The 13,420-nt window shown below is 67.0% G+C and carries 11 protein-coding genes; 8 read left to right on the top strand and 3 right to left on the bottom strand.

Annotated elements, in window-relative coordinates; genetic code table 11:
• Positions 1-204: 204 nt before the first annotated feature.
• Together ACW2Q0_RS15820 and ACW2Q0_RS15815 are read left to right on the top strand one after the other, a co-directional pair.
• Complete coding sequence (locus ACW2Q0_RS15820; protein WP_457190723.1) at positions 205-441, top strand: hypothetical protein; 237 nt, start codon at positions 205-207, stop codon at positions 439-441.
• A gap of 149 nt (positions 442-590) precedes the next feature.
• Positions 591-821 carry a hypothetical protein gene (locus ACW2Q0_RS15815; protein WP_457190721.1) on the top strand — a complete coding sequence of 77 codons (231 nt, stop codon included), beginning with the start codon at positions 591-593 and terminating at the stop codon, positions 819-821.
• Between the two features lie 61 nt (positions 822-882).
• On the opposite strand, the gene menD is transcribed toward ACW2Q0_RS15815, so the two are convergent.
• Positions 883-2,526, bottom strand: a complete 1,644-nt coding sequence (gene menD, locus ACW2Q0_RS15810; protein ID WP_457190720.1) for a 2-succinyl-5-enolpyruvyl-6-hydroxy-3-cyclohexene-1-carboxylic-acid synthase — start codon at positions 2,524-2,526, stop codon at positions 883-885.
• A gap of 442 nt (positions 2,527-2,968) precedes the next feature.
• Positions 2,969-3,412, bottom strand: a complete 444-nt coding sequence (locus ACW2Q0_RS15805; RefSeq protein ID WP_457190718.1) for a DUF6918 family protein — start codon at positions 3,410-3,412, stop codon at positions 2,969-2,971.
• Between the two features lie 517 nt (positions 3,413-3,929).
• Between ACW2Q0_RS15805 and ACW2Q0_RS15800 the strand changes: the two genes are divergently transcribed.
• The 5 genes from ACW2Q0_RS15800 (at position 3,930) to ACW2Q0_RS15780 (ending at position 8,862) form a co-directional block, all read left to right on the top strand.
• Positions 3,930-4,823 (top strand): 1,4-dihydroxy-2-naphthoyl-CoA synthase, encoded by an 894-nt coding sequence (locus tag ACW2Q0_RS15800; RefSeq protein WP_457190716.1) that lies wholly within the window; start codon positions 3,930-3,932, stop codon positions 4,821-4,823.
• A gap of 1 nt (position 4,824) precedes the next feature.
• A complete protein-coding gene (locus tag ACW2Q0_RS15795; protein WP_457190714.1) occupies positions 4,825-5,217 on the top strand; it encodes a VOC family protein in 393 nt (130 codons plus the stop codon).
• Between the two features lie 398 nt (positions 5,218-5,615).
• Positions 5,616-6,776: an o-succinylbenzoate--CoA ligase gene (gene menE, locus ACW2Q0_RS15790; protein WP_457190712.1), complete on the top strand. Its 1,161-nt coding sequence runs from the start codon at positions 5,616-5,618 to the stop codon at positions 6,774-6,776.
• A gap of 186 nt (positions 6,777-6,962) precedes the next feature.
• On the top strand, positions 6,963-7,946 hold the full coding sequence (locus ACW2Q0_RS15785; RefSeq protein ID WP_457190709.1) for an ATP-binding cassette domain-containing protein: 984 nt from the start codon (positions 6,963-6,965) through the stop codon (positions 7,944-7,946).
• Between the two features lie 76 nt (positions 7,947-8,022).
• The gene (locus tag ACW2Q0_RS15780; protein WP_457190707.1) at positions 8,023-8,862 is read left to right on the top strand and encodes an ABC transporter permease; all 840 of its coding nucleotides are present in this window, start codon (positions 8,023-8,025) and stop codon (positions 8,860-8,862) included.
• A 36-nt stretch (positions 8,863-8,898) separates the two neighbouring features.
• Here ACW2Q0_RS15780 and ACW2Q0_RS15775 read toward each other — a convergent pair whose 3' ends face one another.
• Positions 8,899-12,441: an AfsR/SARP family transcriptional regulator gene (locus ACW2Q0_RS15775; RefSeq protein ID WP_457190705.1), complete on the bottom strand. Its 3,543-nt coding sequence runs from the start codon at positions 12,439-12,441 to the stop codon at positions 8,899-8,901.
• A 92-nt stretch (positions 12,442-12,533) separates the two neighbouring features.
• Here ACW2Q0_RS15775 and ACW2Q0_RS15770 point away from each other — a divergent pair, with 92 nt between their 5' ends.
• Positions 12,534-13,400, top strand: coding sequence for a 1,4-dihydroxy-2-naphthoate polyprenyltransferase (locus ACW2Q0_RS15770; protein ID WP_457190703.1), 867 nt, complete (start codon positions 12,534-12,536; stop codon positions 13,398-13,400).
• The last annotated feature ends 20 nt before the right edge of the window (positions 13,401-13,420 follow it).

The raw sequence follows: 13,420 nt of genomic DNA, 5'->3' as shown, positions 1-13,420 counted from the left end.
CCTGAGCGGCGCCCATTCCCGGTGGATTCCGCGCAGTGGGCGCTGTGGCCATCGGATTCACACCGCGGGGGCACTCAGCCGAGCGAAGTCCGGCAGCCGCCGACTGCGTCCAGGTCGTTCCGACGCTGCGCGCGGGCTCCTGTCACCGCCCATCGCAATCAAGTCGTAGCGGCGAAAGGTGCTGAAAAAGCGGAGAATTGGTAGATGAAGGGCGATCGGGTGGAGATCGTCGTCGATTTCGGCGACGGGTCTCGCAGTTATGAAGTGGCGGCAACGCGCGCCGGGCGCAAGGTCGAGGTACGGATCGCGCGTGGCGTGGTCGAGGTCAGCGAAGTGACGCGAACGGGTGTCGCCGTGCGGACGGCGCGGTTCATGGCGGGACGCACATTGGCGCTCGTCGAATTCCCGGCGAATGGGTCGGATCCGGTCGACCGCGAATAGCGGGTGGGTTGCCGAACGGGCCGACCAGGAGCATTCTCATCTGTGTCGGACTGTTGTCCGTCTGCGCCGTGTCGTGGCGCAAGAACGGGTTATTCACTCATTGGAGCACCGGATACCAGCCGGAACGCCCGCGCGGAAAGGAGTGAACGATGACTGAACCCAGCACGTCCCGCAGCCTGGACGAGGTCTCGGAAGCCGACTACGTCGAGCAATCCCTCCCGGCCTATCCAGACCCCGAAGACACCGCCGAGGACCGCGGCGAACGCGATCTCGCGGCGGCAGTCGATCGTGATGCCTTCGACGCCAACCCGGCCGATATCGTCGAACAGTCGATCGCGGTGCCGCTCGATGACGACCGGGATGCCGAACCGGAGTACTGATCGGCCTCGATCGCAGCCAGGACTCGCCGACGCCTCGAGTACGGCAGGGGCGATCGCACGCTCACGCGGCGATCCTGGCCCGCACGGTCGCGTGCAACTCCCGCAGACTGGAACGCTCGGTGGCAACCTCCAGGACCCGCAAACCGTGCGCATGGCCAGCCAATTCGACCGCCAACTGCCGGGTATCGACCTGCTTGTGCGGAATCCGATAGGCGGCACAGAGAGCGGCCAAATCCATCCCGTGCGGTGTACCGAAGACGCGCTCGAAAACACCGGCGTACTGCGGATCACCCTGTTCCAGGAGTTCGAAGATGCCGCCGCCGTCGTCGTTGGCGACCACGATGGTCAGATCGGCGGGGCGAGGTTCACCGCGGCCGATGAGCAGGCCGGAAGCGTCGTGCAGGAAGGTGAGGTCACCGATAAGCGCGATAGTGCGGCCGGTGTGGTGTAGTGCCGCGCCGACGGCCGTGGAAACGGTGCCGTCGATACCGGCCACACCTCGATTGGACAGCACCTGGACACCGGGTCGCGGATATGCGACCAGGGCCGCGTCGCGCACCGGATTGGAGGCGCCGAGCAGCAGCTGATCGCCCTCGCGCAGCGCGTCCATCACCACCGCGGCGACGTGCAGCCCGGTCGGCTTCGGATGGTTGGCCAATTCCGCGCGGACGATCTGATCGGCCTTCGCACCGAGTTCGCGGCAGTGCGCGAGCCAGTCCGCATTCGGCGCGCCCGTGGTAACCGCCCTGGTTCCCGTCCCGACCACATTGCCGGAGACATCGGGCCAGCGCGGACCGGTGGTGAGCGCGTAGACGGTGACGGCTGGATCGGCCAGCACCTTCGCGACCTGACGGTGCAGTGTCGGCCGCCCGGTAATGATTGCCTGCCGCGGCTTCAGCAGGGGCAAGGCCAGCGGATGCAGGGACGGACCGTGCATCGGGGCCGTGGGTTCGGCCACCGTCGGCAGCTCGGCCAGTTCCGGTCGCAATCCGGCGCCGTGGCCGGAGATGACGACCGTATCGGGCGTCAGGTCGAGGTCGAGCGGCACATCGAGCGTCGCGTAGCTGGTACTCGTCCACGCCACACCGCCGGAGCGGCCCTGGGGCGCGCACTCGTCCGGCGTGTGATCCGGCACCAGTGGCTCGCGCAGCGGAATATCGAAATGCACCGGCCCGGCATTGCCGGAGCGGGCACCATGGGCCGCGGCGAGTACCCGGCAAACGGCCGAACGCCACTGGCTGTTCTGGTGCCGATATGGCATGCCGCCATCGGTGCCCGCCTCCTCCTCGGCGAGTCCGAGGCTGATCGAGGCCCGGACCTGGCTACCGAACAGCCCGAACTGTTCGACGGTCTGATTGGCGCCGGAACCGAGCATCTCGTAGGGCCGGTTGGCGCTCAGCACCACCAGCGGTACCCGGGCGTAGTTCGCCTCCAGCACCGCGGGGCCGAGATTGGCGACGGCGGTTCCCGAGGTCATCACCACCGGTACCGGCAGTCGGCTTGCGATGGCGAGTCCGATGGCCACGAAGCCCGCGGTCCGCTCATCGATGCGCATATGCAGGCGCAATCGACCCGCCGCATCGGCCGCCTGCAGTGCGAATGCCAGGGGTGCGTTTCTCGACCCCGGGCACAGCACGACATCCCGCACGCCCCCGCGCGCGAGTTCGTCAACGACCACTTGCGCCTGTGCTGTAGACGGATTCACGTCTCCAGCCTCTCAGACAGTCGCTTCGACGTCTTCGTCACCCTGCTCACAATGGCACCTCGCCAGCGCTCGGCACCATTGTGCCCAGTGGGCGCTGTGCCGTTGGTTCGCGCGCCGCGCTCCCGCACGCTGTCCGGGCCGACGGAAATTTCGCCCCGCGTCCACCACCGGACGCGGGGCGCTCAGCGCCCATGGTCGGCCGAATCGCCGTGCGCGACAGTGACCGTCGCCGACGTACCCACCACGGAGCGAGTCCCATGAGCGAACGCAGTGAGCGCCGAAAACACGGCCGCCATGCGGTCATGCCGGAGCCGAGCGCTAGCGAGGCGCAGGCACCAGCGAACGCAGTGAGCGCCGAAAACACGGCCGCCATGCGGTCATGCCGGAGCCGAGCGCTAGCGAGGCGCAGGCATGAACGCAATGCGCGGCGCCGCCCGCCGACTCAGGCGTGCCGCTGCACCAGGTCGCCCAGCCGCGGCAGGGCCTCGATGACGTTCTTCTTGGCCGAGGAACGCATCGACGAGTAGACCTTCTGCAGCGCCGGACGGGTCGAGGCCTCGGCACGTGCGTCGGTCACCGAAAGCAAAGCCTCGGCGACCTCATCTGACTTGGCGACCAGCAGGTCGGCGAACTTGCCGGACCCGGTCGCCGTGTATTCCTGCCAGAACGGCTCCAGCTGCGATACGAGCTTGGGCGCCAAGGACTCCAGCGCGTCCGGCACGATGGACGGGCTGAGCTTCTTGACCGCCGCGTAGCCGCCCTTGACGGCCAGGCCCGACGCACCACCCTTGTCCGACACCTCGGCGTCCAGAACCTCCTTGGCATCGGCAAGGAAGGCCGAGCGCTTCGCGTCGTCGAGCAGGGATTCAGACAGTGCTGCAACCACTTTCAGGTTCCTCCGGATAGATGTCGATGAACGAGCGCACGTCACTATACGCACTGGTGCGCAGAGTCACACGGCGCTCATCCGGCTACGGCTGCCACAGCAGCAATTTCGCGCGTCCGATCGAGCGCCTCGCCGAAGATCTCGTCGGGGGCGTCCAACGGAGACGGCCAGATCCTGCAGCGTGCGCATGGCTTCGACGAACGGGGCGAAGTCGGCGCCGACGCGGGCGCGCGAAATCTTGGGGAAGCCGCCGTGCTTCGTACCGGGATTCGTCCACCGCGCTGTCGTCGATGCGCGGAGCGGACCGCCCGACAACACGCTCTGGAACTCGTTTCACTGCATCGCACCCGACCGCCGCCCGCCAACCGAATCGCTTCGCGATGCCCCTGTTACTGACGCGGTATCGCCTTGTTATACACCGTCAAGTCGTACGGCCGAGTAATGCAATCGACGCCGTAGAAGTTCGCATGGAAGGCGCTGACACCCGAAACACCGATGGGGGGCAATAATCACTGGGGTGACGTTCAATCCGAAGCTGTGGCGGCCCGTTCCGGGGTTCGAGAACCTGACCGACATCACCTATCACCGGCATATCGAACAGGGCACCGTCCGGGTGGCATTCGATCGGCCGGAGGTGCGCAATGCGTTCCGCCCCCATACGGTCGACGAGCTCTATCGCGCGCTCGATCACGCCAGGATGACCCCGGACGTCGGCGCGGTGCTGCTCACCGGCAACGGACCGAGCCCCAAGGACGGCGGCTGGGCTTTCTGCTCCGGCGGCGACCAGCGCATTCGCGGCCGCAGCGGCTACCAGTACGCCGATGGCGAGACCGCGGATACCGTTGATCGGGCGCGTGCGGGCCGGCTGCACATCCTCGAGGTACAGCGGCTGGTCCGGTTCATGCCCAAGGTGGTCATCGCGCTGGTGAATGGCTGGGCCGCGGGTGGCGGACACAGTCTGCACGTGGTCTGCGATCTGACCCTGGCCAGCCGCGAGCACGCCAGGTTCAAGCAGACCGATGCCGATGTCGGGAGCTTCGACGGCGGTTACGGCAGTGCCTATCTCGCGAAAATGGTCGGCCAGAAATTCGCGCGGGAAATCTTCTTCCTCGGCCGTCCCTACACTGCCGAGGAAATGCATCAGATGGGCGCGGTGAACAAGGTCGTCGATCACGCCGAACTGGAAAATGTGGCGCTGGAGTGGACCGCCGATATCAACGGCAAATCCCCGCAGGCCCAGCGCATGTTGAAATACGCGTTCAATCTGCTCGACGACGGTCTGGTCGGTCAGCAACTGTTCGCGGGCGAGGCCACCCGGATGGCGTACATGACCGATGAAGCGATCGAGGGTCGCGACGCCTTCCTGGAGAAGCGCGAGCCGGACTGGACCCCCTACCCCTGGTACTTCTGAGATGGACATCCTCAGCAGCCGGGTCGTCCTGCGGCCCGCCGACTACCCGACCGCCCTCGCGTTCTACCGCGACGGACTCGGCCTGGCGATCGCGCGCGAGTATCCGGGCGGCACGGTTTTCTTCGCTGGACAGTCGCTGATCGAGGTGGCCGCGCACGGCGGATCGGGCAAATCGACCACCTTCGAAGGCGCGCTCTGGCTACAGGTACGCGACATTTCGGACACGGCGGCCGAGTTGGCGCTGAAGGGGATTCGCATCGAGCGCCAGCCGGTGCGCGAGCCGTGGGGACTGATCGAAATGTGGGTGCGCGATCCGGACGGCGTGCCGATCGTTTTGGTCGAGGTGCCCGCCGAACATCCGATCCGACGGGATTCGCGCTGGTCACCGGAATGATCGCGACGCATGTGCCGATGCGGGTGATTCGGCTCGAGTTGCCAATGCCGACCCCGGCGACGACGATAACCCACGGATGGCCGTCCGATCGCCGACGTCCGGGCGACCATTCTCGAGTTCCATCCTCCGAGTGAATCGCAGTCTCGATGTCCGGCGTACCCGAGTTCTCTTCCCCCGACGCGGCCGAACCCCCGGTGCGCCGCCCAGCAAACCGACCCCTGCCGCATGCGGTCACGTCGACATGACACGATCAGACCCGTGAGGGAGCGCAGCGAGCGAACCATGAACACAGCGCACCTGCGCACGACGGAGCCGAGCACCGAGCGAGGTGCGGTCGTGAGAAAGCACAGCGAACGAGCCATGGGTAATGTGCGCCCGCGCGTGACGGGGGCGAAATCATGAGTCGCACTTTGCGGACGCTGCCGATGCCGACCGGATCGGGGCTCGGCGATGTCATGCCGCATCTGCGAGAAGTGTTGGAGGGCAACGGTCCAGCCTGGTTGCCTATCCCGACCAGTGACCGTCGGGAGGCCCGGCGACTGAGCGACGCGCTCGGCCCCGGCGAACCGATCGATGACGAGGTCGCGCTGGTGGTGACCACCTCCGGCACTACAGGTGCGCCGAAGGGCGCCATGCTCAGCTCCGCCGCCCTGCGGGCCAGCGGGACCGCGACACACGATCGACTCGGTGGACCCGGCACCTGGCTGCTGGCCCTGCCCACCCATCACATCGCGGGCATTCAGGTTCTGCTGCGCAGCATTCTGGCCGGTACCGAGCCCGCCGTGCTCGATGTTTCCGGCGGCTTCCTGCCCGAGGCACTGGCGGGCGCGATTTCGGGTATGCGCGGTGACCGCCGCTACACCGCGCTGGTACCGACCCAGCTGATCAAGGCGCTGGAGGCACCGACCGCGGCGGCGGCACTCGCTCGATTGGACGGCGTGCTGGTCGGCGGAGCGGCCACTCCGGCGCCGGTCTACGAACGTGCGAAAGCAGCCGGTATCAATGTCGTTCGCACCTATGGCATGAGCGAAACCTGCGGCGGCTGTGTGTACGACGGAGTTCCGCTCGACGGCACCGAGATTCGCATCGAGGACGGTCGCGTACTGCTCGGCGGCGCGATGATCGCCAATGGCTATCGCGGCCAGCCGGACCATCCGGCCTTCGCCGAACCCGGCTGGTTCCGCACCGAGGACTCGGGCACTTACGACAATGGGGTGCTCAGGATCAGCGGACGCCTCGACGAGGCGATCCTTACCGGCGGATTGCTCGTCATCCCGCAAGTGGTGGAGGCCGTGCTGATGACCCATCCCGGCATCAGCGAATGCGTGGTGCTCGGTCTGCCCGATGATCGGCTCGGCCAGCGGGTCGCGGTCGCGGTGGTGCCTGCCCCCGGCGCCACGCCGACGCTCGAGGAGTTGCGCGATCACGTGGTGCGCGAACTCGATTCCATCGCCGCACCGCGCGAACTGGCGCTGCTGGACGAACTCCCACTGCGTGGCCCCGGTAAGCCGGACCGTGCCAAACTCCGCGAACGTTTGTCCGCCACTCCCCGTATTTAGGCGCCAGACCTAGGTGCTGGCCCAGCCGCGTCGGCGACCCGCGCGGCGAGTTACCCATCTTCTCCCGAAATCAGTTGTTACGTCCGCGCATCGAGCCAGCGGCGCAAGAGCATGTGATCGCGGTGCAAGCTAGGGCGACATCGCCGTGCAAGGGCCGCGCAAGACGGCGGCCCCACAGTGTTGTGCATGACTTCTTTCACACCCACTTCAGTGCTCGCCGTCGAGGCGGACAGCCTGGTCAAGGTGTTCGGGGAACAACGCGCCGTCGACGGTGTGAGCCTGGCGGTTCCGCAGGGCTCGGTCTACGGCGTGCTCGGCCCGAACGGCGCGGGCAAGACCACGACCATCCGCATGTTGGCCACCCTGCTGCGGCCCGACGGCGGCAGCGCGCGCATCTTCGGCCGTGACGTCGTCGCGGAACCGACGGCGGTCCGGTCCCTGGTCGGTGTCACCGGGCAGTACGCCTCGGTCGACGAGGACCTCACCGCCACCGAGAATCTGATCATCTTCTCCCGCCTGCTCGGCCTGAGCCGGATCGATGCCAGGCGCAGGTCGGTCGAACTGCTGGAGGAGTTCGACCTCACCGAGGCGGCGAACAAGCCGTTGAAGAATTTCTCCGGCGGCATGCGACGCCGTCTCGATCTGGCCGCCAGCCTGATCGCGACACCGCCGCTGTTGTTCCTGGACGAGCCCACTACTGGTCTCGATCCGCGCACTCGCGCTCAGATGTGGGAAACCATCCGCCGTCTGGTCCGCGACGGCGCGACAGTGCTGCTCACCACGCAGTACCTGGACGAGGCCGATCAGCTCGCCGACCGGATCGCCGTCATCGACCACGGCAAGGTGATCGCCGACGGCACCGCCGATGAGCTCAAGTCCTCGGTCGGTGGCTCGTCGCTGCATCTGACCCTGGTCGATCGGGCGCAACTCGACGAGGCCCGCCGCATTGTCGGCGAGTTCCTCGGCGCCGAGGCCCAGATTACGCCCGAGGCCGGACGGCTCACGGCACCACTGCAGGACGCCGGCATGACCGCCGATCTGCTGATCCGCCTGCGCGAGTGGGAGATCGCGATCGACGAGATCACTGTCACCAAACCCAGCCTCGACGAGGTCTTCCTCACCATCACCGGCCACCCGGCCGACCACGAGAACGAACGGAGCGCGGCATGAGCGAGCGCAGCGAGCGAACAATAGGCTCAGCCACCCTGGTGGGCCTGACGGAGCCGAGCGAGAGCGAGGCGCAGTCATGACCACCATTACCGCCACCGAAAAGGCCGCGCGGCATGCGGCGCCGCAATCGATTCCGGAGGCCAGCAATCGGATCAGCCTCCGCCAGACCGTGGCGACCTCGCTCACCATGGCCTACCGCGGCATCCTCAAGATCAAGCACAATCCCGAACAGCTGTTCGATGTGACAATTCAGCCGATCTTGTTCACCGCGCTGTTCGCCTACATCTTCGGCGGTGCCATCGGCGGCAGCGTGCACGACTATCTGCCGATCCTGGTTCCGGGCATCCTGGTGCAGACGGTCATCCTGACCTCGGTCGTGACCGGCACCCAGTTGCGCGAGGATATGGACAAAGGCGTCTTCGACCGGTTCAAATCCCTGCCCATCGCCCGCATTTCGGCGCTGGCGGGTGCGTTGATCGCCGATATGGTGCGCTATGCGCTGGCGACAACGCTGACCATCGTGGTCGGCCTGGCCATCGGCTATCGGCCCGAGGGCGGTGTGGCCGGTGTCGTGGTGGCCGGTCTGGTCATCGTGGTCTGCTCATTCGCGGTGAGCTGGATCTGGGCGCTGGTCGGCGTCACCGGTAAAAGCGCCGCTGGTGTGCAGGGCATTTCGATGATGGTGATGTTCCCGCTGACCTTCATGTCCGGCGCGTTCGCTCAGGTGAGCACCATGCCGGGCTGGATGCAGGGACTCAATCACGTGAATCCCGTGTACTACATGGTGAATGCGGCCCGAGCGCTGATGAACGGCAATGTCTACGGCAGCGATCTGGCCTGGTCGCTGATCGGCTCGGTGATCGTGATCGCGATCTTCGCACCGCTGAGCATCAAGGCGTATATGCGCCGGGCGTGAGTCGATAACCCGAAAATCGCGGTGGGAGACGGTAAATCACCCACCGCGATTTTCGTCGTCGCGGGACAGTTCCTGCAGGAGTTCGAGTGTCCGCGCCGCCGCTTGTCGTCGGCGCATTCCCGCGACCCGGGCCAAGGCTTCGTCGAAGCGCGCGTCTCCCACCGTGGTTCGGTGCAGTTCGACGTGACGTCGCAATTCGGTCGACGGATTGTCCTGTCGCGCCGTCACTTTGGTAGCCAGCGAGACCAACTCCAAGCCGAGCTCCGAGTGGCGTCCAATCGCCAGGTAGAACGTTCCGACCGCATTGCCGACCGCGCCGATCTGCGGCAGGTCGTGCCCAAGTCGGCCCGCCACGAGGCGCAGCAGCGTGCGCGCGATATCGCCCGCCTCGGGCGCGCGCCCGTGCAGCACATACGCGTCCATCGCCGCGCTCGCGGTCATCAGAGTGCCCGGGTCCGGCATGGGTTCGTCATCGGGCCAGCCGCGCAGATCCAGGGCCCGACGATAATGGCGCAGTCCGGCATCGATATCGCCCTCGGCCAATTCCAGTTCCGCTAAGCCGATGACAACCGGCGCCAGGCGATGGTTGCGCCGGATGTGCGGATCGTCGATCGCGGTGCCCTGTGTCGGATCACCGTCGGCCGCACCGAGTGCGAAGCCCAGCTCGCGCCGCGCTTGTGCGAGCCGACCCGTACCGACCAGCGATACCGCGAGATAGCTGCGTATCTCGACGGCTTCTTCGTGGGCGCGTAATTCTCGCAACAGTTCCTCGGCCCGCCGGTAATACCCCACCGCATCGGCATAGCGCGCGGTTTGTCCGGCGAGCTGTCCGAGATGTTGGGTGACCATCGCCATACCCCAGACGTCGCTGCCTGCGATCAGGTGCGAGGCCGCCTTCGCGTCCCGGGTGGAACCGTAGACATCGCCGGCGTTCTCCCGGAGATGCGCGCGCATGAATAACGCCGTGGCACGCACCACGCGATCCGGCGACCTGGCACCGTCGGCGAACAACCGCGGCGCGTCCGAACCCGCGGGATTCGCGATGACCATGGTGCCGAGAAAGCGCGTTCCACCATGGAGATCGATCGCAGTGCTGAGCAATCGACGGACACGAGCTCGCGTGGTCGCCATCCGACGCAGACCACCGCCCAGGAAGACCATGTGCATACCGATCTGCAGGTGCGCGAGCATCTGCAGATCGGCGACCGTACCGCGTACCGGACCGGGTTCGGGTGCCAGACCGAGGATCCGGCGCGCCCAACCGCCCAGCTCCATATGCGCGCCACGCATGACCCATAGCGTGCCGACGATCGGGAAGACCCGGTACACCGTGCGGGCATCCCCGCGCTCCAAGGCATAGCGCAGCACCGTGACCAGGTTGTCGAGTTCCACACCGACCGAGAGCACGGTGGCCACCTGCTCGTTGGAGAGATATCGGTGCGCGGCGGCGATCGAATAGTCACCGGCCCAGCGCGACATACGATCCATCACCACGGGACGCTCGTCGACGGCATCCGAAATAGCCGCCGCCGCATCGGCTCCGGTCAGTGTGAGCTGTTCTTCACCGAATTCGCGGACCGTTTCCAACATGCGGTAGCGGGTTCCGATCAAGCCCTCGTCATCGTCCAGGACAGTGAGCAGCGATTGGCTGACCAGTCCGTCCACGGCCGCGGCCACATCGTCGACATCCGGGCCGCCTGCCACCGCTTCGGCCGCATCGAGGGTGAATCCGGCCGGAAAGCGGCACAGCCTGCGCAACGCGATCTGCTGCGGCTGCTCGAGCAGATTCCAGCTCCACGCGATGACCGCGTGCAAGGTGCGGTGCCGTTCCGGCGACGAGCGATCTCCGCCGCGCAGCAGGGCGAACCGGTGTTCCAGGCGGGTTTCGATCTCCTCGACGCTCATGGTCCGCGCGCGGGCGGCCGCGAGTTCGATGGCCAGCGGCAGCCCGTCCAGCGTGCCGCACAACCGGGCCACCACTTCGGGATCCAGGCGCACCGTCGGCCGCACCGCACGCGCTCGGGCCATGAACAGCTCGGTCGCGGGCGACCCGGCCGCGTCGATTGCCAGCGGGGCCAGCGGATAGACCGTCTCCGCGGTGATCGCCAGTGGCGCTCGACTGGTGGTGAGCACGCTGAGCTGATCGCAGCTGCCGACCAGATCGGCGACCACCTCGGCGACCGGGTCGATCAGATGCTCACAGTTGTCCAATATCAATAGCGTCGGGCGGGCGGCGAGCGCATCGCGCAGTCGGCGACCGACGTCGCTGTAGCCGGTGGAGCGCCGCCACGCCGTCTCCCGGACGATCTCGCCGAGGCCGAGTGTGGTGCTGATCGCGGCCTCGATATCGGCGCGCGGATCGGCGTCGGCGGCCGTATCGGCCCGCACCGACGCCAGCTCGACCAGCACCACGGATTCGTTGCGCGCTATCCGTGCCCCCAATTCGTTCGCCACCCTGGTCTTACCCGTCCCGCCGGGGCCGAGGACGGTTGTCACCCGGGATCGGTGCAGTAGTTGTTCGAGTGCGTCCAGATCCTCGGCACGTCCGAGCAAGGCATTGGGGGCCGCGCGCAGGCCGATCGCGCAGGGTGCACTCAGCGCTGCGGCGGCGGGCGAATCCGAAACTCGTCCAATCGAATCCGAAGCCCGCCGTGCGAAATCCCGTGTGACCGAATCCACTACCGCGACTGATAGTGACAAACCCGATGATGTGACCGAATTCACACCTGACGTCGGATTCGGTACGGCCCCACCATGATCGGTGCGCGATACGAATCCTGGCACCGGATCACCGCGCAGGATCGCGGTATTCAACTCCACCAGCGCTGGACCCGGATCCGCGCCGAGTTCTTCGACAAGTCGCCCACGGATCGACGCGAAGACGTCGAGGGCTTCGTTGGGCCGACCCGCCGCGGCGAGCAACCGCATCAGGGTGGCGTGCGCGGCTTCGTCGAGCGGATTGGTTGCCGCAGTGCGGCGGGTGATCGCCACCGCGCCGTCGAGATCACCGCCGGCGACCCGAGCGGCGATCTCGATCGCCTCCAGTTCGGACCAGCGATGCGCGGCCGCCGTGCGCAGTTCGTCGGCAAGGTCGCCGGCCGGGAGGTCGGCACCGGGCTCGCCGCGCCACAGCGATCTGGCCCGGGTCAGCACCTCGAGGCATCCGGCGTGGTCACCGTCGACCTGTTTGGCGCGGGCTGCGCACACCAGATCGTCCACAAGGGTCACATCGACCTGATCGGCGGTCAGTGTGAGGCGGTAGCCCGCCGGGCCGATCTCGAGCACCGCATCCGGTAACGCCGCGCGCAGCCGCGACACCTGGGTGTGCAGCGCGTTCATCGGCGCGCGCGGCGGCTGCTCACCCCACACCTCATCGATCAGCGCCTGAGCACTGCGGCTGCGGCCGGGGCGCAGTGCCAGCGCTGCGAGCAATAGTCGCGACCGCGCCCCAGGTAGCGCCGCGAGCGCGCCGTCTCGGCGTAGCGCGATTTCGCCCAGCAGGGCCACTACGACCGATTCGCCTGCGGGCGTCGTGAGGGTTCGACTTCGGCCAGTCGCGCCGGTCTGATCGGGAGACATTCCGTCGATATCGTATGCGAGCCCCGGCCGCCGCAGAGTCCAACTGAACCGCCCGAGCGGACCGTACCGCGTCCGCGCATTAGGCTGCGAACATGGCTACTGCAGCGCAATGGCTCGAGGGCGCGCGGCCCCGAACCCTGCCGAACGCGATCGCCCCTGTCCTGGCCGGAACCGGCGCCGCCGCCTCCATCGATGGTGCGGTGTGGTGGAAAGCCGTTCTCGCGCTGCTGGTCTCGTTGGCCCTGATCATTGGGGTGAATTACGCCAACGACTACTCCGACGGCATCCGCGGCACCGATGACGTGCGGGTCGGTCCGCTGCGGCTGGTCGGGCAGAATCTCGCCTCGCCCGCCGCGGTCAAGAACGCGACGATCATCAGCCTGGCCATCGGCGCGGTCTTCGGGCTGGTGCTCGTCATCGCGACGGCGTGGTGGTTGCTGCTGGTCGGCGCAGCCTGCGTGGCCGGTGCCTGGTTCTACACCGGCGGCAGCAAGCCGTACGGCTACAGCGGGTTCGGTGAGTTGGCGGTCTTCGTTTTCTTCGGTCTGATCGGTGTGCTCGGCACCGAATTCGTCCAGGCCGAGCGGATCGAATGGGCGGGCCTGGTGCTGGCTATCGGGGTCGGGGCGTTCTCCAGTGCGGTACTGGTCGCCAATAATCTGCGCGATATTCCGACCGATATCGAATCCGGGAAGCTCACCCTCGCGGTCAAACTCGGCGATCCGCGGACCCGCACGCTGCACCTGGCGCTGCTCGCGGTGCCGTTCATCGCGACGCTGCTGTTGGTCGTTCGCACGCCGTGGGCGCTGGTCGGACTGGTCGCCGTGCCGTTGGCAGTGCGCGCCAATGCGCCGGTGCGCTCCGGTAGGGGTGGGCTGGAATTGATTCCGGCGCTCCGCGATTCGGGGTTGGCGCTGTTGGTGTGGTCGGCGGTTACCGCGTTGGGTATCGCCTTTTAGTTGGGTATCGCCGGGTGGTA

The organism is Nocardia citri, assembly GCF_054065835.1.
Note: the sequence above shows the minus strand (reverse complement) of the source record. Positions and strands in the feature narration are given on the sequence as shown.